The sequence below is a fragment of the Fictibacillus marinisediminis genome (genome assembly GCF_023149135.1).
GTDB classification, from domain to species: Bacteria; Bacillota; Bacilli; order Bacillales; family Fictibacillaceae; genus Fictibacillus_C; species Fictibacillus_C marinisediminis.
In genome coordinates this window covers 2,112,133-2,132,682 of record NZ_JAIWJX010000002.1, presented here as the reverse complement: position 1 = coordinate 2,132,682, position 20,550 = coordinate 2,112,133, and the positions used below count along the sequence as shown (strand labels likewise).

At 41.8% G+C, this 20,550-nt stretch carries 20 protein-coding genes and 1 riboswitch; of the genes, 11 read left to right on the top strand and 9 right to left on the bottom strand.

Going from position 1 to position 20,550, the window contains the following annotated elements; genetic code table 11:
* Positions 1-106 precede the first annotated feature (106 nt).
* Positions 107-1,468: an MATE family efflux transporter gene (locus LCY76_RS11495; protein WP_248252746.1), complete on the top strand. Its 1,362-nt coding sequence runs from the start codon at positions 107-109 to the stop codon at positions 1,466-1,468.
* Positions 1,469-1,602: 134 nt separating this feature from the next.
* Here LCY76_RS11495 and LCY76_RS11490 read toward each other — a convergent pair whose 3' ends face one another.
* From LCY76_RS11490 to LCY76_RS11480, 3 genes are read right to left on the bottom strand one after another with little or no spacing between them, the layout of a single operon-like run.
* Positions 1,603-2,289 (bottom strand): vWA domain-containing protein, encoded by a 687-nt coding sequence (locus LCY76_RS11490; RefSeq protein ID WP_248252745.1) that lies wholly within the window; start codon positions 2,287-2,289, stop codon positions 1,603-1,605.
* A 23-nt stretch (positions 2,290-2,312) separates the two neighbouring features.
* The gene (locus LCY76_RS11485) at positions 2,313-3,497 is read right to left on the bottom strand and encodes a hypothetical protein (RefSeq protein ID WP_248252744.1); all 1,185 of its coding nucleotides are present in this window, start codon (positions 3,495-3,497) and stop codon (positions 2,313-2,315) included.
* A 28-nt stretch (positions 3,498-3,525) separates the two neighbouring features.
* Positions 3,526-4,419 carry an ATP-binding protein gene (locus LCY76_RS11480; RefSeq protein ID WP_248252743.1) on the bottom strand — a complete coding sequence of 298 codons (894 nt, stop codon included), beginning with the start codon at positions 4,417-4,419 and terminating at the stop codon, positions 3,526-3,528.
* Positions 4,420-4,585: 166 nt separating this feature from the next.
* On the opposite strand from LCY76_RS11480, the gene fabL reads away from it, so the two are divergent.
* Together fabL and LCY76_RS11470 are read left to right on the top strand one after the other, a co-directional pair.
* Complete coding sequence (fabL, locus tag LCY76_RS11475; RefSeq protein WP_248252742.1) at positions 4,586-5,338, top strand: enoyl-[acyl-carrier-protein] reductase FabL; 753 nt, start codon at positions 4,586-4,588, stop codon at positions 5,336-5,338.
* 289 nt (positions 5,339-5,627) lie between these two features.
* A complete protein-coding gene (locus LCY76_RS11470) occupies positions 5,628-7,232 on the top strand; it encodes an MDR family MFS transporter (RefSeq protein WP_248252741.1) in 1,605 nt (534 codons plus the stop codon).
* A 29-nt stretch (positions 7,233-7,261) separates the two neighbouring features.
* Here the strand turns inward: LCY76_RS11470 and metX are convergent, their stop codons facing one another.
* Complete coding sequence (gene metX, locus LCY76_RS11465) at positions 7,262-8,356, bottom strand: homoserine O-acetyltransferase MetX (RefSeq protein WP_248252740.1); 1,095 nt, start codon at positions 8,354-8,356, stop codon at positions 7,262-7,264.
* A gap of 82 nt (positions 8,357-8,438) precedes the next feature.
* Positions 8,439-8,547, bottom strand: a riboswitch (SAM riboswitch).
* 164 nt (positions 8,548-8,711) lie between these two features.
* Here metX and LCY76_RS11460 point away from each other — a divergent pair.
* Positions 8,712-9,200, top strand: coding sequence for a universal stress protein (locus LCY76_RS11460; protein WP_248252739.1), 489 nt, complete (start codon positions 8,712-8,714; stop codon positions 9,198-9,200).
* 41 nt (positions 9,201-9,241) lie between these two features.
* On the opposite strand, the gene LCY76_RS11455 is transcribed toward LCY76_RS11460, so the two are convergent.
* Positions 9,242-9,835 (bottom strand): cell wall hydrolase, encoded by a 594-nt coding sequence (locus LCY76_RS11455; protein WP_248252738.1) that lies wholly within the window; start codon positions 9,833-9,835, stop codon positions 9,242-9,244.
* A 220-nt stretch (positions 9,836-10,055) separates the two neighbouring features.
* Between LCY76_RS11455 and LCY76_RS11450 the strand changes: the two genes are divergently transcribed.
* From LCY76_RS11450 to LCY76_RS11440, 3 genes are all read left to right on the top strand, one after another.
* The gene (locus LCY76_RS11450; RefSeq protein ID WP_248252737.1) at positions 10,056-10,628 is read left to right on the top strand and encodes a cysteine dioxygenase; all 573 of its coding nucleotides are present in this window, start codon (positions 10,056-10,058) and stop codon (positions 10,626-10,628) included.
* Positions 10,629-10,828: 200 nt separating this feature from the next.
* On the top strand, positions 10,829-11,665 hold the full coding sequence (gene proC / locus LCY76_RS11445; protein WP_248252736.1) for a pyrroline-5-carboxylate reductase: 837 nt from the start codon (positions 10,829-10,831) through the stop codon (positions 11,663-11,665).
* A 107-nt stretch (positions 11,666-11,772) separates the two neighbouring features.
* A complete protein-coding gene (locus LCY76_RS11440; protein WP_248252735.1) occupies positions 11,773-12,387 on the top strand; it encodes a DUF2238 domain-containing protein in 615 nt (204 codons plus the stop codon).
* Here the strand turns inward: LCY76_RS11440 and LCY76_RS11435 are convergent.
* On the bottom strand, positions 12,379-13,278 hold the full coding sequence (locus LCY76_RS11435) for a fructosamine kinase family protein (protein ID WP_248252734.1): 900 nt from the start codon (positions 13,276-13,278) through the stop codon (positions 12,379-12,381). The genes LCY76_RS11440 and LCY76_RS11435 overlap by 9 nt on opposite strands.
* Before the next feature lie 83 nt (positions 13,279-13,361).
* Between LCY76_RS11435 and LCY76_RS11430 the strand changes: the two genes are divergently transcribed.
* Positions 13,362-15,224: a terpene cyclase/mutase family protein gene (locus tag LCY76_RS11430; protein WP_248252733.1), complete on the top strand. Its 1,863-nt coding sequence runs from the start codon at positions 13,362-13,364 to the stop codon at positions 15,222-15,224.
* Here LCY76_RS11430 and LCY76_RS11425 read toward each other — a convergent pair.
* Entirely contained in the window at positions 15,212-15,877 is a 666-nt protein-coding gene (locus tag LCY76_RS11425) for a GDSL-type esterase/lipase family protein (protein ID WP_248252732.1), read from the bottom strand. The two genes, LCY76_RS11430 and LCY76_RS11425, sit on opposite strands and share 13 nt — an antisense overlap.
* A 424-nt stretch (positions 15,878-16,301) precedes the next feature.
* On the opposite strand from LCY76_RS11425, the gene LCY76_RS11420 reads away from it, so the two are divergent.
* The 3 genes from LCY76_RS11420 to LCY76_RS11410 all read left to right on the top strand — a co-directional run bounded on the left by LCY76_RS11420 (position 16,302) and on the right by LCY76_RS11410 (position 18,607).
* On the top strand, positions 16,302-16,922 hold the full coding sequence (locus LCY76_RS11420) for a DUF47 domain-containing protein (RefSeq protein WP_248252731.1): 621 nt from the start codon (positions 16,302-16,304) through the stop codon (positions 16,920-16,922).
* A 13-nt stretch (positions 16,923-16,935) separates the two neighbouring features.
* On the top strand, positions 16,936-17,943 hold the full coding sequence (locus tag LCY76_RS11415; RefSeq protein WP_248252730.1) for an inorganic phosphate transporter: 1,008 nt from the start codon (positions 16,936-16,938) through the stop codon (positions 17,941-17,943).
* A gap of 124 nt (positions 17,944-18,067) precedes the next feature.
* Positions 18,068-18,607: a hypothetical protein gene (locus LCY76_RS11410; RefSeq protein ID WP_248252729.1), complete on the top strand. Its 540-nt coding sequence runs from the start codon at positions 18,068-18,070 to the stop codon at positions 18,605-18,607.
* A gap of 50 nt (positions 18,608-18,657) precedes the next feature.
* Here LCY76_RS11410 and LCY76_RS11405 read toward each other — a convergent pair whose 3' ends face one another.
* Complete coding sequence (locus LCY76_RS11405) at positions 18,658-19,863, bottom strand: DUF2515 family protein (protein ID WP_248252728.1); 1,206 nt, start codon at positions 19,861-19,863, stop codon at positions 18,658-18,660.
* 113 nt (positions 19,864-19,976) lie between these two features.
* Positions 19,977-20,549: a DUF502 domain-containing protein gene (locus LCY76_RS11400; RefSeq protein ID WP_248252727.1), complete on the bottom strand. Its 573-nt coding sequence runs from the start codon at positions 20,547-20,549 to the stop codon at positions 19,977-19,979.
* Position 20,550 lies beyond the last annotated feature (1 nt).

Here is a 20,550-nt window from a genome sequence, read left to right as displayed (position 1 = left end):
CTTTTTCTTTTGTGTTTTTCATCTTACTTCTGCGAAATAACTGCCCTCCCCCCTTTGCCCATATGTTATAATTTCCATTATTACAGACTTGGAAAAGGAATATGAAATGGAAAAAACTCAAACGATCAAGCAAAAAATTTTATTGTTCATCAAGCTGGTGCTTCCTGTACTGGTTACACAGATTGGATTATTCGCGATGAATTTTCTTGATACAGTGATGTCCGGCCACTCAGGCCCGAAACAGCTTGCTGGTGTAGCGCTCGGTTCAAGCATCTGGGTCCCTGTGTTTACTGGATTAAGCGGAATATTGATGGCGCTTACTCCCATCGTTTCCCAATATAATGGTGCCGGAAAAAAAGAAAAAGTACCGTACGCTCTCATACAGAGCATCTATCTTGCTTTTGCTCTTTCATTTGCTGTAATTGCAGTTGGATTATTGATTCTTAATCCACTGCTGAATGCCATGAATCTGGACCCTCAAGTAAGGGAGGTAGCTTCCGGGTATCTGAGAGCCCTTTCGTTCGGTATGATTCCTCTGTTCTTATATAACGTTCTCCGCTGTTTTATCGATGCTCTCGGCAGAACGAGGGTGTCTATGCTGATTACGTTAACTGCACTTCCCGTCAATGCCCTCTTCAATTATTTATTGATTTTCGGTAAGTGGGGGTTTCCGGAGCTTGGCGGTGTTGGTTCGGGTTATGCTTCTGCTCTTACGTATTGGTTTATTGCTTTACTGGCGTTCTATATCATTCACAAGAAGCTGCCTTTCTCTGATTATCAAGTCTTCAGCAAGTTTTACTCCCTTTCGATTTCAGCATGGAAAAGCCAGCTGAAAATTGGGCTGCCGATTGGATTTTCCATCTTTTTTGAAACGAGTATCTTTGCAGCCGTAACGCTGCTGATGAGTTCATTCAATACAGCAACGATTGCCGCCCATCAATCTGCACTTAATTTTGCTTCGTTTCTTTATATGCTGCCTTTGAGTATCTCCTTCGCACTCACCATTGCGGTCGGTTTCGAAGTCGGGGCGCATCGGTATAAAGACGCTAAGCAATACAGTTATCTCGGAATAGGAACTGCGGTCATTCTTGCCTTGCTGTGTGCAGCAGCTTTGCTCATCTTCCCTAGCCAAGTTGCCGGAATGTATTCAAACGATTCATCTGTCATAAAATTAACGAAGCATTTTTTGCTTTATGCAGTCTTTTTTCAGCTTTCCGATGCTATTGCCGCTCCCATACAAGGAGCTCTGAGAGGGTATAAGGATGTGAACGTAACGCTTGTACTATCTTTAATATCCTATTGGGTGATCGGTTTGCCGGTTGGCTATGTGCTGGCTAATTATACTGCCCTAGAAGCGTATGGATACTGGGTAGGATTGATCACAGGCCTAGCGATGGGTGCGGTCACTCTTTACTTCCGGCTTGCATATATTCAACAAAAACAAATGACAACAGTCTCCAGCCATTAAAAAAATCCAGGATAACCCTCCTGGATTTTCTTTTTCAGTTCAACATCGCATGTTGTTGCTGTAATGAGACCCTCAAATCTTTTTTACGAGTAATGGATGGAGATAGCTGTCAATGTAGCCTGCTAATTTTTGGATTAAGATAATTTGAATAGAAGCTTGCGCAGGACAGGCACTAAATAACTGACGAGTTCTGCTGCACTGGGTACGACCACCTGATGGCTGCCATATATATTTTTCATTAGATTTTGAGCTTCCTCGGTCACTTTTCCATTAGAAATGTACATCCCCAGCGTTTCAATTCCCATTTTACGAGTATTGGCTACAGCTTCATACGTGTCCAGAATGCCATGGTCCTCATAATCAAACGCCGCTGGCTCTCCATCTGAAAAGACGAGTAAAAACTTTTGTTTTTCCTTCCGGCGCAGCAAATCCCCTGCCTTTTTCCGGATGGAATAGCCATCTCGATTATCTTCCTGTGGCTCCAGCTGCAGAATTTCAGGTCCAGACTGATTTTTAAGTGAGCTCTTGAACGAAATCACTTCCTGAAAATAATTAGGCTGGCTGTCTTTCTTCGCATCAGCCGCATCTTCCCAAAAGCCTACTATGGAATGCGGGATTCGGACGGCCTTCAGGGTCTCATGGAACAGGACAATAGCCTGTTGTGTTTCTTCCATTTTGTCAAACATGGAGGCCGAGCAATCGACAAGCAAAGTAAAGACGGCATCGAGTTCTTGCGGTGATTCTGCTTTTTTAAAGAACAGCCTGGGATTTTTATCGGTCAGCAGCCGTGTTAGCCTTTTGTTTAATCGGCCAAAATTCAAATCGTGGTTTGGTACATTTTTTTTTATGTTTCTATGGTCTTCAAAAAGCTTTGTTTCAACAGGCTGACAGAAGATTGTACAGCAGATTTGAACTTCTGATAATCCTGTACTTCCTGAAAAGAAGGCTTTTTCGGCAGGATCTTTTTTTCAACAGCAAAACGGTTCATCTCACCGTATGGAAAAAGGCCCTGCCCGGAACGCCCGTCTGTTTGGTCTACACCTGCACCAGTCTCCCCTTTAAAATCCTTGCCTTTTGAATCCTTCGCTCCAGCCTGAACCGCTCCGAAAGCCTGATCTCCTTCCTCGGCTTTCCTCCCACCTTCACCAAGCAAATCGGTTGATGTCCCTTGATCCAGATCAAACTGAAGAAATGAGTCAGTCGGAGAAGAGGTCTCTTCGTGCCAGCTTGGCATATCTTCCCGTTCCGATTCATCACAGCTTTTTTCATCTTCTGATGCAGTCTGTGAATATGGTGCTTTTACTTCATTTTCTCTTGAGATATCTTTAAAATTCAATTTTTCAGATCCGTAGAACGACAGATAAGAACTCGTCATATCCCTTTCGGTAAATGCTCTTAATGCTCTCTTAATATCATGGATTACTGCAACCAGCTCTGATGTGCTTCCAGCAGTGTTTAATTTTATTAGATCCTGGCGCAGCTCAACATACCATTCCTTTAATGGTGTTTGAAGCGGCACGAGCCGATGGTTGGCAAACAGAAAAATACAGCAGAAGAACGCGTCAAGCCATCTTCGTTGCTGGATATGCTGACGGTACTGCCTCTGATAATGAGTAAGAAGAACTCTCTTCCTCTCCAAGAAAGAAACAGACATACCAGGCCGTTTAGTCACACACACTTTTTCCAGGCGAAAATCTTCTGAAAACAAAAGCAGATGCTTAAGAAATTGAAAATGCTCTTCATTTTTTAAGGACTGAAGTGCTTCTTGCAGAGAGGTATGATCCGAAAAAAAGTAATTCCCAAAGCTTCTTAAGTAAACTTCACTTTTTAATCCATGAAGCTGCAGGCTGGCTGGATAGGTCATCCAAAACTGGCTGACATGCAGCACACGGCCGGGTTTGTTCAAATAAGAATGGTATGAGAATTCTACATCCATTTTTGGATCTCTGGACAGGGTTTTCGCAAGGTCGATCAGCTGCATATGCAGAAAAGAATCGATTTTTGTATCTGCAAATGTTAAAAATTTCATGCGCTACTTCACCTCCTGGACATCCACTCTACATAAAAAGGGTATCGGCAATGTTATGGATTAATGTTTTTTCCCGTTCGTCTTCTAATTTATCAGCTACAGCACGCTGAATCGCCCTCTTTGGCGGCATATAGGCCGATAAGTCTGCTGCATCAAGCAAAGCCCGGATGGAGGCTGCGTCCTCCGATAACTGCCCTGTCTTAGTCTGCTGAACAAGATCTGAAGAAAACTGTACAAATTGTTTTAGAATTCTGCGGTCTTTCTGCTGAGATTGGGATAGCAGCATCTCAAATAGTGCTTTTCCTTGAATATAAGGGACTTCAATAACAACAAAACGGTTTTTTAATGCTTCATTCAATGGAACGGTTCCAATATATCCCTCGTTGATCGCTGCGATCACGTTAAATCCCTCAGCAGCTTTAATAATATCACCTGTAAACGGATTAGTAACTGTCCGTCTGTAGTCGAGAATACCGTTTAAGATGGGAAGTGTTTCTGGCTTTGAAACATTGATTTCATCAATGTATAAGAAATGCCCGAACGCTGCCGCTTTTGTTACCGGCCCAGGAATAAATTCAATTTCAGAATGTCCTTTTTCATAGGAGATGGTCTTATGCCCCAGTAACGCTTCAGCATCCAAATCCACTGAACAGTTGATAGAATGCAGAGGCTGCTGAAATAAAGACGAAAGGTATTCCGCCAGCTTTGTCTTGCCTGAACCTGTAGGCCCTTTCAGCAGAACATTCTTCCCCATCAGCAAGGCAATCACAGCGTCTTTTACAATCTCATTATCTTCCGCTGTGTACCCTTCTGATCCGATTAGACCTTGAAACTCAGCAGAATTGTTTTTATTTCGTCTATTTCTTTCATAATTTAATTTTTCAGCCAGTACGTTGGGTAATTGCAATTGATCTATGGTCATGTAAAATTCCCTTTCATAATAAAAACTATAAAAATCTATTATATAGTATATCTCTTCTTCTTTCCTTTCAAATGCTTAGTTTAGGGCAGCATTGACATTCGGTGGGAACCGAATTAGAATTAGGACCAGGTACTAAATGCAGAATGTGATAAAGGACGTGTTTTTGTTGACAAGAAAAGTAGCTTTGATTACAGGCGGCACCAGAGGCATCGGTAAAGCCATCGCCTCCAAATTTGCCTCCGAAGAATATGATCTCGTGTTAAATTTCATGAGGAAGAAGAAAGACGCGGAGGAGACTAAACAAGAATTTGAATCTCAATACGGAATCAAGGTCCATTTAGTGAAAGCGAACGTCGGTGACCTTGACCAGATCAAAGCCTTGTTTGCGGAAGTAAAGGAAACCTTTGGCCGTCTAGATGTATTTATAAACAATGCCGCTTCCGGTGTTTTAAGGCCACTGCTGGAAATTGAAGAAAGCCATTGGGATTGGACACAGGACATCAACGCAAAAGCGTACCTGTTTGCCTCCCAGCAAGCAGCGATGCTTATGGCAGAAAAAGGTTCAGGTGCTATCGTTGCTCTATCAAGTCTTGGATCGATCAGAGCACTTCCGAATTACGTAGCCGTTGGTGTATCCAAGGCTTCGGTTGAAGCAATCACCCGTTATCTTGCTGTCGAACTTGCGCCTAAAGGAATTGTAGTCAATGCGGTATCTGGCGGAGCTGTTGATACGGATGCACTGAAGCATTTCCCTAATCGGGAAGAACTCTTAAACGAAGCGAAGAAGAAGAACCCGGCGGGACGAATTGTTGAACCGGCTGATATCGCTGAAACGGTTTATTTCCTCTGTACACCTGCAGCCAGCATGATTAGAGGGCAAACCATTATCGTGGACGGCGGCCTGTCATTGCTTGCTTAAATACACTGGAAAAACGCCTTATAATTTTTGGGCGTTTTTTTAAAATTATAAGATTGACTGACTGGTCATATCAGTAATATAATGATTTAGTGATTTTAGTTTAGTAGGTTAATTAAATTGAGAATTTGACTGGGGGTCATTTCATGGAAGGTGATCAAAACGAATTGTGAAAATACCACCATGAGAACATGAATGCACAAAGGTTCCTGAGTTGAAGGAGTATTGCAAAGATATATCAGAACACTAAAGATTCAATTAGTATAACAACAGAATGGAGAAGAACAATCATATGAAAATTGAACAACAAATGCCTATCAACCGCAATATGGTTCTTTTAGGCCTTATTATCGGGATGTTTTTCAGCGCAATGGAACAGACCGTGGTTGGTACAGCGATGCCTACCATTATCGGTGAGTTAAATGGGTTTTCTATTTTTGCCTGGGTAACTACTGCCTATTTAATTACATCTACTACGATAATTCCGATCGTCGGAAAGCTTTCGGATCTATACGGACGCCGTTCCCTTTATTTGATTGGAACCGTCATTTTCGTCATCGGCTCCGGGTTATGTGCAACAGCGAATTCTATGGAACAATTGATTTTCTACCGCGGGCTGCAGGGTCTTGGCGGCGGTATGATCATGCCTCTTTCCCAGACCATCATCGGTGATATTTTCACAGCGGAACAGCGTGCGAAATGGCAGGGAGTATTCGGAGCAATCTTCGGATTAAGCTCTGTTATCGGTCCGTTCATCGGTGGATTTTTAGTCGACACGATCAGCTGGCACTGGATTTTCTTAATTAATGTTCCTTTTGGTCTCTTATCTGCCATCCTCATATTTGTTGGAATGAAAAATGAACTGGTAAGGCCAAAAGAAGAAGTGAATATCGATTATCTTGGAATCATCACTCTAATCCCTGCCATCGTCTTATTGCTCCTTGGTTTGACGTTTGGCGGAGATAAATTTGAATGGGTTTCTCTGGAAAGCGGATTGATCTTCGGCTTCTCCATCGTTCTCTTGATCGTATTCGGATTTGTAGAAAAGAAAGCAAAAGAGCCTGTACTAGATCTTTCACTGTTTAAAAACCGTGTTTTTGCCACAACAAATGCTCTAGGGTTTTTACTGGGCTTAGGCATGTTCGGTGCGATCATGTTCGTTCCGATGTTTATGCAGGGTATTCTGGGTGTAACTCCGACACAAGCTGGTTCTACCATGACACCGATGATGATTTCTCTCATCCTGGCGAGTATTATTGGAGGAAGACTTCTATTGAAAGTTCCTTATCGAACCGTATTGACTGCGGGCATGATCATTACAGCAGTAGGCTTCTACTTGATGAGCACGATGGGTGTTGATTCCAATGAAATTACAGCATACGCTTATATGATAATTATGGGATTCGGAATGGGTCTTGTTATGCCGACATTAATGATCGCGATTCAAAATGAATTTCCGAAAACAAAACTGGGAGCTGTTACTTCTGCATCAACGTTCTTCCGTTCAATTGGCGGTACGATTGGTATCACTGTCCTAAATGTAGTGATGAACCATTCCTTAGAAACAAAAATGAAAGATGTAGTGAGTGAACAAACGAACCCAATGCTTCAAGGGATCTTTCAAAAGTTAGCAGACAAAACAGATGCATTGTTCAGCATTTTAATCCATCCAGATCTTCTTAAATTGCCAGATACAATTAAAGATACCGTTATTCATTCTATACAGACCGCATGGAGTGATTCTTTTACCACTGTATTTTTAACAGGCTTGATTTTTATTGGAGCGGGTATTTTGGTCGCTTTATCCGTCGGCGGCGGAAGAATTAGCCGGGAGCGCCCTGAACAGCATAAGCCTTCTAATCAGACGGCGGTTATTGAAAAACCAGCTGTTGAATAGTGATAAATAAAGACATGAGGATGATATCCTCATGTCTTTATTGTTTCTCTCATAAATTCTTTGAGCAAGTTCCCCCACTTATCAAATTCTGTCAGAAATCCATCATGGCCAAACATGGTAGATACCTCAAGATATTTTGCTCTTTTATTTGCAGCTTGAACATCTTTTACAAACTGTTCCATTAAATCAGAAGGATAGAGCAAATCACCGGTGAAACCAACACAAAGCATTTGAGCCTTATAGCTCTGGGACGCAGCCACTACTCCTCCCCTTTCTCTGCCAATATCGTGAGTATCCATCGCTTTCAATAAGGTTAAGTAACTGTTGGCATCAAAACGGTCAGCTAATTTATTCGCTTGGTATTGAAGATAGGATTCAACTGAAAAGGCTGCATTCTCATGAATGGTTTCCCAATTCTCTGTTTGTTTTCGCTGAAATCGATGATTGAACAATGCTCCCGAACGATAAGTGAGCATACCGATCATCCGAGCAATGCCAAGCCCTTTCCTTGGTGTACTTTCTTTACCGTACTGGCCGTTATTCCATAAGGGATCACTGAGGATGGCCGTTCTTCCCGCTGCATTGAAACCTATCGCATAATCACTTAGTAAAGGGGTTACGGCAATCGGGATCAGACGCTCCATAAAATCAGGATACATCAGTCCCCACTCTAAAACCTGCATGCCGCCTAACGATCCGCCGATCACTGCCTCTAGACGCCCCAAGCCGAGTACGTCCAAAAGTTTCTTTTGGGCCTGCACCATGTCTCTGATCGTTATCAATGGAAATTCAGCTCCGTAAGGACTTCCAGTAACGGGATTGACCGAGAGTGGTCCCGTTGACCCGTCGCACCCTCCCAATACATTTGAAGTAATCACCTGGTATTTCTCCAAATCAATATACTGTCCATTTCCCAATAGACCTGCCCACCAGCCTTCTCCCATCTCACTGTTTAACGTATAATGATTACCTGTAAGTGCATGGCATACGAAAATGGCAGGTGCATTTGCTGCACCGATTCGCTGGTAAGCGATATCGACATCTTTCAGCTCTTTTCCAGACTCCAACGTAAGTTCTCCTATTGCTGCCGTATCATTTACAGCAGATAATTGTGTATTTGCCAACAGATATCCCCCCATTTATTCAACAAAAAACACCTCTCTAAAAGATTCAGAGAGGTGCAATTATCCGCTTGGGCTTGACCTTCTCTTATCTCTCAAAGCCTTCTGCCTTGCAGGATTTGGCACCTGTTCAGAAATAATCTGCAGGTTGCCGGGTATCATCGGGCCAGTCCCTCCACCACTCTTGATAAGAGTCAATTATGAATTTTTCAAATACTTTAATACGTTCAAAAATACCTTACTACTATAGGTTTGTCAAATGGAATTTGGAGGTTGGGTACAAATGTTACGATTATGTTTGCCTCTCTTATATATAGGGAATGAATTTATATAAGTTTACAAAAAAGGGGTGATTTTTATGCCTTATTACGAGAGAATCCTTGTTGGTGTGGATGGATCGGAATCTTCCGAGGTTGCCTTTTACAGAGCTATAGAAATTACGAAAGAATATCATGCGCAATTGCTAATTGTCCATATTTCTGAGGAAAAAATCCCTACTGCTCCATTAGACGCAGGTGCAGTTACCATCGAGATGAGCCGTGATAAGAGTTTCAGTGAATCCCTTCTTGAAAATTATGATGAAATGGCAAGGAAACATGGATTAAAACATGTTAAAACCTTATCCAATTACGGAACTCCAAAAACAGAAATCCTTTCTTTCGCTTCCATGCATGAAGCAGATTTAATTGTCTGCGGTGCAACCGGGTTAAACGCTATGGAACGCATTTTTATCGGCAGTGTTTCACAATATATCACCAGGCATGCCACTTGTGATGTTCTCATCGCCCGGAACAGCCAAAAAATTGAATCATCGGGTCTTAGCATAAAGAGCTCAAGTGAACGATAATAAAGCCTCAGACCTTTCTTTCTATGGCCTGAGGCTTTAATTTACTTGCTGAATGTATGGTTGCCGATTACTATATTGACAGGCTTTGTATCGAGCCAACGGCTTACCGCTGTCGTTTTATTATAGAAAAACAGCGATCCATTCGTATTGTCATAACCGGATAATGCTTTATCAACAGCTTTTTCTGATGAAGGTGAAGGCTTTTTCAGTTTGTTTTCCATGACAGGCTGAAACTGCCCTTTGTCGTAGATAACCCCCTTGATCGTATCCGGAAAGCTATCAGCCTTTACTCGGTTCAAGACAACAGCAGCAACTGCAGCTTTACCTTCAAAACTTTCACCCATTGCTTCGGCTTCGACAAGAGAAGCGAGAAGTCTTTTATCTTCTGAAGATGCTTTCAGTTGATCTTCACTTACCCCTTTAACTGCCGGTATGTTTAATTGCTGGCCAGGTCTTATCATATTTCCGTCTAAATTGTTGTCTTTTTTGATACTTTCATAAGATACGTTATAAGACTGACCAAGCTTCCAAAGAGTATCCCCTTCCTTTACCGTATGTGCACTTGCATTTGTTCCTCCTGCTATAGATAGCCCAATGGCTGTTATTCCCGTAATTAAACCAATCTTTTTAAACATAAATTTATACCTCCTGGATCTTTGTGTTTTCGTCAAAAGTAAAAGGACGATTACTGATCACCCTTTTGTTGTTGCGAACTAACGCAGCCCCTAGGAGTTATGTTTCGGATATATGATATTTTTTGTGACCATTTACCGATTTTCCTTCAGAGCACATGCGCGATAAGTGGCTCCAATATACTATAGATAACCCCATTAAATTCGGCAGGAGGATGATAACTTGCTATTCCTTACAACGATTGAAAAACTCTTCACTCCGCTCGTTCAACCTACCTCACAGGAATTGCTTGATGCTATCCATAAACTGCAAGCTAGTGTAAAGGACGCCGGCCCTTTTATCAGGGATCCAGAAAACAAACCCTATGGCAGGAAATTAATTTATAAGAGTGCTCACGTAGAAATTCTCGTTATGCATTGGGCTTCTGCCCTGGATTGCTCTCCACATGACCATGGGCAGTCATATGGGTGGGTCCAGATTTTATCTGGCTCTTCAAACCACACACTCTATAAGCTCCGGCCCGGCGAACTGCCTGTGCCAGTGAAAGAACAGGTTGAAAATAAAGGATCGCTCCTTAACGTTGGAAGAGGAATGATTCATAAGATGGGTACTCATGAAAAGGATCCTCTGATTACTTTACACGTCTACTCTCCCCCAATTTCCGGTATGAAAGTGTTTGACCTTGAAAAATGTGCAGCTTGCATCGTCTCAGAAGATTGTGGAGCATGGTGGCCTGATGAACAAAGACAGCTGCTGCAAACCATATCGCTCCCGCCGCAGCCTGCTAAGCGATGAATGTATTTCTTCATATCCAGGGATTTAAAAGGTTTTCCCATAATTTCTTACACTATTTGCAGTTTAGCCTACTTAATTCTCTCTTTCTTTAGAGATTATTGGCTATAACGGGCGATGTCCCGGTAAAGGGTTGAAACCTTTTCTTTACATGTTAAGATAGGACCTTAAGTGAACTTAGCACAGCAATAAGGAGAGGTTGCATGTTAGAAACTAAAAAAGTGCTTTTTATCGGGGCAGGTTCCATGGCCGAAGCAATAGCTGCCGGAATGGTCAATCAAGATAAATTACCGCCCAGCAATATTATGATGACGAATAAACAAAATGAAGAACGACGAATTGAACTGATGAAAAAATATAAGGTGATTGCCTTACCTTACAGTGAAGTCAGGGTCCAAGAAGCGGATCTGATCATCTTGGCCATGAAGCCGAAAGATGCAGAAAAAGCATTAATCGAGCTGAAACCCAAACTAAAGCCAGATCAAATTGTACTCTCTGTTCTCGCGGGGATATCTACTGGCTTTATGGAAGAAATTCTTCCTGATGAACAGCCGGTTATTCGGGTAATGCCTAACACTTCCAGTACGATTGGAGAATCCATTACGGCCGTAACTGGTGGACAATCGGTCACAATGGAGCATATAGAAATCGCAAAAGAGTTATTTTCTGCGGTCGGCAGGGTAAAAGTAATTGAAGAAGAACAGATGGATGTGTTTACAGGTATAGCAGGAAGCGGTCCGGCTTACATTTATTATGTTCTTGAACATATTGAAAAAACAGCTCAGGCTGAAGGACTGGATGAAGACCTTGCTAGGGAAATAGCGGCTCAAACCGTTTTCGGTGCCAGTAAAATGGTGCTGGATACTAATGCATCACCTGAATCACTAAGAAAAAAAGTTACATCCCCAAACGGCACTACAGCAGCAGGGTTGAATGCTCTGCAGGAAAATGAAGCTGGCCAAGCGTTTACTAAAGCAATCATCAACGCAAAAGAAAGATCTGCTGAGATCCGCAAAGAATTGGAGAAAGTTACTGTATGATAATAAAAAATCGCCCTTCCTGGGCGATTTTTTTATATTTTAGGATAAGGTATAACTGCCGGCTGTGTCCTTCATACTGATAAAAAGGAATATCAGGAGGAGCACACATGGAAATAAACCATCCAAAAAATATTCATCTGTACATTCTGTTGCTTACTGCGCTTGTTTTCGTCTGGTCTGCTTTCCGCCCGGCTGATTATTTCACTTGGGTTCTTGAAGTATCACCCGCTGTCCTTCCAATCCTAATCCTAATGCTTACTTATAAGCGTTTTCAATTTACAACTCTTTCCTACAGCCTTTTTTCCATCGTGTTCATATTAATGTTTATCGGTGGCCATTATACGTACGATGATGTCCCCCTTTTTGAGCGGATTCAGAATACCTTTCATCTTAAACGAAATGATTATGATCGGTTCGGACATTTCTTTAAGGGGCTCACGATTATTCCTGTACGAGAAGTTTTGCTCAGGCTGGCCGGCCTCCCTCGCCGTTTTTGGCTTATTTTCCTTAGTTTAAGCATCATTCTCTCCCTCGCCGCAGGATATGAGATTATCGAGTGGCTGGTTGCGAAAATGGAAGGGCATTCTGCCAAAGATTTTCTGGGAATCCAAGGGGATATCTGGGATTCACAATGGGATATGTCCCTTGCTTTTGTCGGGTCGATCATTGGCTATCTTCTACTATACCGCCTTCATGATCAGCAGCTTGAAAAACTACGATAAATATTTCTTTAGAATTCGATCTATGGGGCGACCGTATGTTTCTCCAAATAAATTCAAATGAACGAGAAGATAAAACAATTGATAAAGTTCTTTACGGTCTTGATATTCTTTTTCAATTGGTAAAAAGTAAGCATAAGCCTCGTAAAAATCAGCAGAGAATCCGCCAAACAATTCTGCGAAAGCCAAATCCATTTCATGATGGCCATAAAGAATCGCGGGATCGATCAGAAAGGGTTCCCCATTCTTTCCAGTAATCCAGTTCCCTCCCCATAGATCTCCATGCAGCAAGGAAACATCAGGTTGTTCTGGAAGATCTTTTTCCATCCTCTCCATGATTTTGAACAACCTATTTTTTCGTTCTGAATCCATTCCGTTTCCTTCAATTCCTCTTTCAATCTGCGGCAGAATCCGTTTCGTTATGTAATACGCTGTCCATGTTGAATATAAGCCGTTCGGCTGCGGAATGGTTCCGATGAAGTTGTCGTGATTCAATCCATAACGCACCGGTCCGGGAGAACTGTGAAGAGCAGCAAGTCTTTCTCCCAGTTTTCTTTCTGTATCTTTCGTTTTCTTTCCTTCAACCCACTCTGCCAAAATAAAACTTGCTTTGTCCCCAGTCCTGTTGTCTTCATACGTATAAACGTCCGGAACATCTATGGTTTGAGTTGTTCTTATTGCAGCCAGTCCGGCCGCCTCACACTGAAAAAAACGTTCTGGTGCACGGCGATGTATTTTTAAAAAATACTTCTGTTTCTGTGTTTGAACAGCATAAGCCTCGTTGATGCTGCCCCCGGATACCCTTCGGATTTGAAGGGATTCAGCCGGATCTTGAAGACGTTCCAGATGTTCTTTTAACAGCTTGCAGAACGCTGTGTTATGTTCATTATTCATAATTGCCCTCACCTGCTTCATATAGATTGGAGATGTGATGTATTGATTTCTTACTCTAGTCATCCGGGAAGGGTGTATCCCCAATGCTCGATTTGGAGAAAATCAGAAATGAGATTGAACGGCGCTGCCATGATCTGCTATCTTTCCAGCAGGCAGATGGCTCGTTTAGATTTTGTTTTGAAAATCCAGTTACAACAGATGCCTATCTGCTTGTCCTTCTTGTATTATGGGAGTGGAATGATGAGCCGTTAAAACGAAAATTGGCTGAACGCATTCTTTCAAAACAAGAATTGGACGGAACATGGAAAGTATACCCTGATGAGAAAGAAGGCAATCTTTCTGTTACGATTGAAGCGTATGTTGCACTCTGTTACGCTGGATATCTCAATATTGACAGTCCACGGATGAAAATGGCCAAAGAATTTATTCTCCATCATGGTGGATTAAAAAAGGCAAGTCTTTTAACGCGCGCTTTTCTGTCTGTAAATGGTGTTATACCTTGGCCCAGAATCCCCTTTGATCCCGGTTTACTAATCGATCCCCCATCCTTATCTCCAATCCAGTTCTACGATATGAGCAGCTATGCGAGAGTTCATTTCGTACCACTGATTGCTGCCATGAGAAATGATTTCTTTATATTTCATCCTTGCAGCCAGCAGCTCTCTGCTTTAACGGGTGATCGGAATCATGAATACTATTGGCCGGAACTTGAAAATGATTCGGTAATTCGTTTTTTTAGCGGCTTAGAGGATCCCTCTGATTCTGTTCATAAAAAATTGGAACGTTACATGCTGGACAGAATTGAAAAAGACGGAACCCTCCTTAGTTACGCCTCTTCAACGTTCTACATGATTTATGGTTTGCTTTCCCTTGGCTATCCGAAACATTCACAAATCATTCTTCAGGCCATTCATGGGATTATTTCTCTTTTATGTAATAATGGCACTCATTTTTTTGTTCAAAATTCACCTTCTGCTGTATGGGACACCTCACTTCTTCTCTATTCCTTGATCGAAGCCGGCATCTCACCTGCAAATCATCACATACAAAAAGGGGTTCACTTTCTTCTCGAACAGCAGCACACCAAAAAAGGCGACTGGCAGGTTCATTGTAAAGAAACCGCTCCCGGTGGGTGGGGTTTCTCTGAAACCAATTCCATCCATCCTGATACGGATGATACTCAGGCAGCTTTACGCTCCATTTCAATACAGGCTGCTTTCTCACCCCTTACCTTTCACTCTTGGCAAGAAGGAATAACCTGGCTGCTTGCCATGCAGAACGATGACGGCGGCTGGCCTGCTTTTGAAAAAAATACAAATAAAGAATGGCTTGGACTGCTTCCTGTTAAAAATGCATCCGACGCTTTGATTGATCCGTCAAACCCTGATATCACAGGAAGAGTTCTTGAATTTTTAGGCAGTTATACAACCTTGACTTTAAAGGATCCTGCTGTAAGCCGTGCCGTGAATTGGCTGAAGTCCCATCAGGGGTCCGATGGATCATGGTATGGACGATGGGGTGTCTGCTATATCTATGGAACATGGGCGGCTGTAACAGGGCTTGCATCTGTTGGAATGCAGGTAAACAGAGAAAAATGTCTTATAAAAGCTGCGAGGTGGCTTGAGTCTATTCAAAATACGGATGGGAGCTGGGGTGAATCATGTTATAGCGATGAGGCGAAGAGATATGTACCTTTGGGTTATGGAACGGTTGTCCAAACCGCATGGGCCATTGATGCTCTCACTTCGATGAGTCCGCAGCCAACAACCGCTATTGCTAATGGAGTAAATTATTTGCTTTCTTCCTACCATGATACATCCGCGTTAAATTACCCAACGGGATCCGCCCTGCCTGGATTCTTTTATGTTTTGTATCACAGTTACAGCCGGATCTGGCCACTGAATGCATTAAGTCATGTTTTCAGAAAATATTTTCAGTCAAAGTGAGGGCTTAACGGGCCAAAACCCGTGTCGTAGACTGCTTGAGCTATCATTTTATGGCCGAGGTTGTTAGGATGGATACTGTCCCATGACAACAATTCTTTTTCTCGTCTGACGAATAAGGAGTAAATATCTGCGACCCTTACGTTGGGGTACTTCTGGAACGTCTGGATATAAGCATTGAATAAGTTTACCCATTTATAAGCAAGATCCCACTTGTGGTAAGGATTGTATATATTCGTTATGCGGATAATGTAATTCTTTCTCCCCTTCTCTTTCATCTCAATAATGTTCTTTAAAATGGCAGACATATTCCTTTGGCACTCTTTTAACGTGTGATGAAATTCCACTTCTTCCTTTTTTAAAAGATATTTTTTCCCTGCCTTGATCAAATCATTTCCGCCTGCAGTGATGGTAATGATCTCTGAATTCATGAGGGCTTTTCTGACCTTCGGCTCCTCAATCGAAGAAAGTACATCGAGTGTTGTAAAGCCATTTTTAGCGTAATTTGAAAGATGATATGTCTTGAAGAGAGTATGCTCTAAGAGAACGGTATACCGCTGGACGAAGCTTCCCCATTCCTTGGATGAGCCGATTCCCACAGAAATGGAATCTCCTAAGGCGGTATAGTGAGAATTTACTTTCCAAGATAAGCCCATCCTGCTCCGCACCTTTCACTCTCAGTTACTTTATAAATATGAACTTACAGTGGAAAAGGTACAAAAAATGAGAAGAGATAAAATTCTTGCTAATTTTTTTAAGTGAGTGTTATATTTTAGTTGATGACGGGATGTACCACAGCATGTCAGCGTAAATGCATAGCGTGTACGATGCTGCAGGTTCTAATTTTTTCATCCCGGCCATTACATATAAATGATTGGCAGCGGAAAGCTGCTTTTTTTATGTCTTAGGGGGTATACTCTATAAGGGAAGAACTGAATTGTAAAGCTTTTGTAAATGTTTTATTTCAATTCAAAAAAGCTGTTTATCTTTAGAATCATAAAAGTTATAATACGATTGGTTTGGGTTAGCAAAAAATTTAGGGGAAATTTACTTTTTCTTAACAAACGGAGGTTTTAGTACATGATATTTTCATCAAAAAAGGATTTGTTTTTGGACTTACTAACCAGCATCGCAGATAACGTCCGCGACTCCGCACAATACTTTGTGGATTTTAAAATCAAATCCGATGAAGATTTAAAAGAATTTGCAAGAAAAATGAAGGCATATGAAAACAAGGGCGATAAATTTATCCACGAGTTGATTATCGGTTTGAACAAGACCTTTATTACTCCCCTAGAACGTGAAGACATTTTAGAGCTTGCCAATAAAATGGACGACATTCTGGACGGCATGGAACAATGTGCTTCCAGATTTGAAATGTACAACATCACAACACCTGACCAATACATGGTTCAATTTGCTGGCCATATTCTAGAAGCGACTTACGAGGTTGCTGAATCCGCTAAATTATTGCACAAGAAAAAACTTATGGAAATCCGTCCGCATGCGATTAAGCTGAACGATCTTGAATCTGTGGTTGATGACCTGCTTCGTACAAGCATCAAAAACTTATTCAGCGTCGAAAAGGACCCGATTAAAATCATGCAATATAAAGAGCTTTATGAGCTTCTTGAGGCTATTTCCGACAGCACTGAAGATGTTGCCGATACTCTTGAAACCATTATCATGCGTAACGCCTAAGGAGTGATTGGCTATGGATACGTTATTTTTTCTGATCGTTTTAGTCGTTATCTTCGCATTGGCCTTTGATTTTATCAACGGTTTCCACGATACAGCCAATGCGATTGCGACCTCAGTGTCAACAAAAGCGCTGCCTCCAAAGGTAGCCATCGCACTTGCCGCTACAATGAACCTTATTGGTGCATTGACCTTTACAGGCGTAGCCAAAAGTGTAAGTAAAGATATTGTCGATCCTTTTCAGTTTCATGATGAAAAAATAGGATTGCTCATTGTATTGTCGGCCCTTATCGCTGGTATCGCCTGGAACTTGATTACCTGGTATTACGGGATTCCGTCAAGTTCATCTCATGCGATTATCGGATCAATTGCAGGTGCTGCTATTTCTGCAGCAGGATTCGGGGTCCTCAACTACGATGGTTTTCTAAAAATCATTCAAGCTTTAATTATTTCACCATTTGTTGCTTTAGCTGTCGGTTTTATCATCATGACTCTATTTGCAGCAATCTTTAAAAACTTTAATAAAACAAAAACAAATAAAGGCTTCCGTACCTTTCAAATTTTCACTGCCGCTCTTCAATCTTTCTCACACGGAACGAACGATGCACAAAAAGCGATGGGGATCATTACCCTGGCATTGATTGCAGGTGGATACCATACCACAGAAGGCATCCCAATGTGGGTAAGGGTTGCCGCAGCTCTTTCAATGGGTATCGGAACATCCGTTGGCGGCTGGAAGATCATTAAGACCGTCGGTGGAAAGATCATGAAACTTCAACCGGTAAATGGAGCTGCAGCTGATTTATCATCTGCCGTGATTATCTTCACTTTTACGGCTTTAAAACTGCCAGTCAGTACGACTCATGTTATTTCATCTGCAATCATGGGTGTAGGTTCTGCTAAGCGTGTTAAAGGAGTTAAATGGGGAGTTGCTCGGCGAATTGTCCTAACATGGATTATTACATTGCCGATCTCAGCGGTATTAGCTGCCATTATCTATCAAATTTTAAATTTATTCGTATAATAAAAAGCTTTCGGGATCACTTCCCGGAAGCTTTTTTGTATGAAAAGCTTTATTTTATGAAATAAAGACCCTTGTCTATACCCTTTTCTTAAACAAGCATATACATATAAGGAAAAAATTCGAGGTGAAAAATTTGTATAACAAAAGGAAGAATAATGGATCATTGCGTTATTTTCCATATGGAGGCTATGATCCATTTCATAAAGAATCGGTGTCCAATCATCCGGAACTGATGGAACATTCTCCTCCCCGTCCGCCGCTTCCTGCTTCTCCTCCATCAGGGAGCCAGCATTATGCATCAAAACCGAATCCCTATATGGCTGCCTATCCTCCATATCCTCCGCCACCTAATCCCTATATGAATCATCATATGCTCCCTCCCCGGCCACCCTATCCCTATAACCCTTTTCTTGGTGGTCCGGGTGGGAACGGAAAGTTGAATAAACAAAATAATAATCAAGCGGCCAATTCCATGTTTCCCACCCCCTTTCCATTCGGGAACGGCGGGTTTCCCGGCGGACAGCAATTCCCATTTAACCAGCAGCCATTCCAGAACCCCGGCAATCAAGGCAGTCCATTCAGCTGGGGTAAAACATTCAATGGAATAAACTCTGCCATGGGAATGATGCAGCAATTAGGATCCATCATCTCCATTTTTAAATAATCTTCGTTAAAAAGAGAGCTCTTTCCTAACTGAGTTCTCTTTTGCTTGTTTTAGAATAAAAATTGTTTGGCCAGCACTGCACCCTCCAGTTGATGTAGATCGGTCCAATATTCTCTTTCTATGAATGCTGGTTTTGGTTTAAATAAGAAATTGAATTGTTCAGGCATGTCTTTACCGTTAAACCAATCTCCCTTCACTGGAGAATCAGTAAAAAATGTATTCCAGGCGTCAAGCAATTTTGGGCTGTATAAACGCTCTGCTTTCTTTTTTAGTTTAAAATACCCCATCCTCTCTCTATCATAGGATGGTGAAAAAGCAGAGAGATCAGAAGTGAAAACCTCTTTCCAATAATCCGTTCGTGACCCAGTGTGGGGCTGTTGGTCCGCAAATCGCAATATACCGGATTGCAGCCTTTCATGAAAAAGCTGCCGGTATAGGTGTTTGCCTGTTTCTATCCTGCTGGCTAGATCGTTAAATCTGGTGACCCGTATGCCAGCAAGTTTTGTGATGCCAGATTGAACCGGAAAAATGATCTTTGTTAACTGGAGAAGGTTTTGCAGTTGAAAAGGTACACTATGGAAGGCTTTGGCATGGGTGTTATTATGAACCACCCGATTATCAATAAAATTTTGCTCATTAATAATAAGAGCCATGGTAAGGATCCGGCTCTCTTGACTGTGCCAAAAATGTTCCCAAATCGGCTTCATGAAGGCGGAGGTTTCTAGCCCTGGCAGCAAATGAAAAAGACTTCTTCTGGCACGTTTGCTTTCCTCATACAAGAGAAGCTGCGGGTATACATCTTGAAAGATGAGGCTGTTCGCTGTCTCTAATGCCCAATAGATTGGAAAGCGCTGCTCATCATTCAGGAGCCTTGTCAGAAATTCTCCCTTTAAATCCGTCATCTGATATCCAGCATTCCTGGACACCATGTGCGCAAGCAATGCCCAATGAACCTCGGGATGGTTTTTATAAAAGTGATAATATGCTTCCGTTCTTGTGATATTGTTTCGATTATGTAATTGCGTTTTTTCTTTAATGAGGCTGATCAAGCTTTTTTCGTTGCCGTAATAAAAAGAGAGTCCACTTTCAGAACCCGCCTGGTTCATTCTGTCCGTGATCCATTTTCGGTCTTGCTGAGGGATTGCCCAGACAATAGATCTTTCAGAAGGAATAAAGCTGCGAAGGATACGGACAAAGAAACCTGAAGGAATGATAACAGCTTTTGTAAGAGTGCGGTACCTTCTTTTCATGTTCATTGATGTCTCCTTAAGAGTTCACTTCTTAAGAAGGTATGAGGCAGTAATAAAAAATAAACCTTCAAGCGCGGCAGAAAGACCGTTCTTGAAGGTTCAACAAAAATAAGTTTCTCTTATTTGGACGCTACTCCTCCCGAAAGAATAAATTTCATTGCATCTTCAGGTTTAATGTCCAAAACAGTAATGTTGGCTCTTGGAACCAAAAAGGTAAAACCGGCAATCTGAAACGTTTGCGGAATATAAACCGCCACATGTCCCATAAATGCCTCTGAAAGAACTTCTGGATTGTCAGTCGTAATAAAGCCGATGCTTTTCAAACCATTTTCAGGCATTTCAACCAGTACGACTGTAGAAAACGATCGTTTCTCCCCCAGTAAGGACTGAAAAGTATCTTTAATGACAGAATAGAGAGTTTTGACGAGCGGGATCCTTTCTAAAGCCGAATCCAGTAATGATATGAACCGCCCACTGATATATTGAGACGAGAGCCATCCTAATATGATCAAAAGAACAATTGTCGCAAGTATGCCGATTCCAGGAATATAATCATTCTTCATATAATTTTTCAAGGTATCGCCAAGGATACTGTCTAGAAAATCAAACACCTTTACGAGAACATAAAAAACCAAAATAATAGGAAGTGCAGTCAAAATTCCATTGATAAAATATTTCGCAATCGCTTTCAAA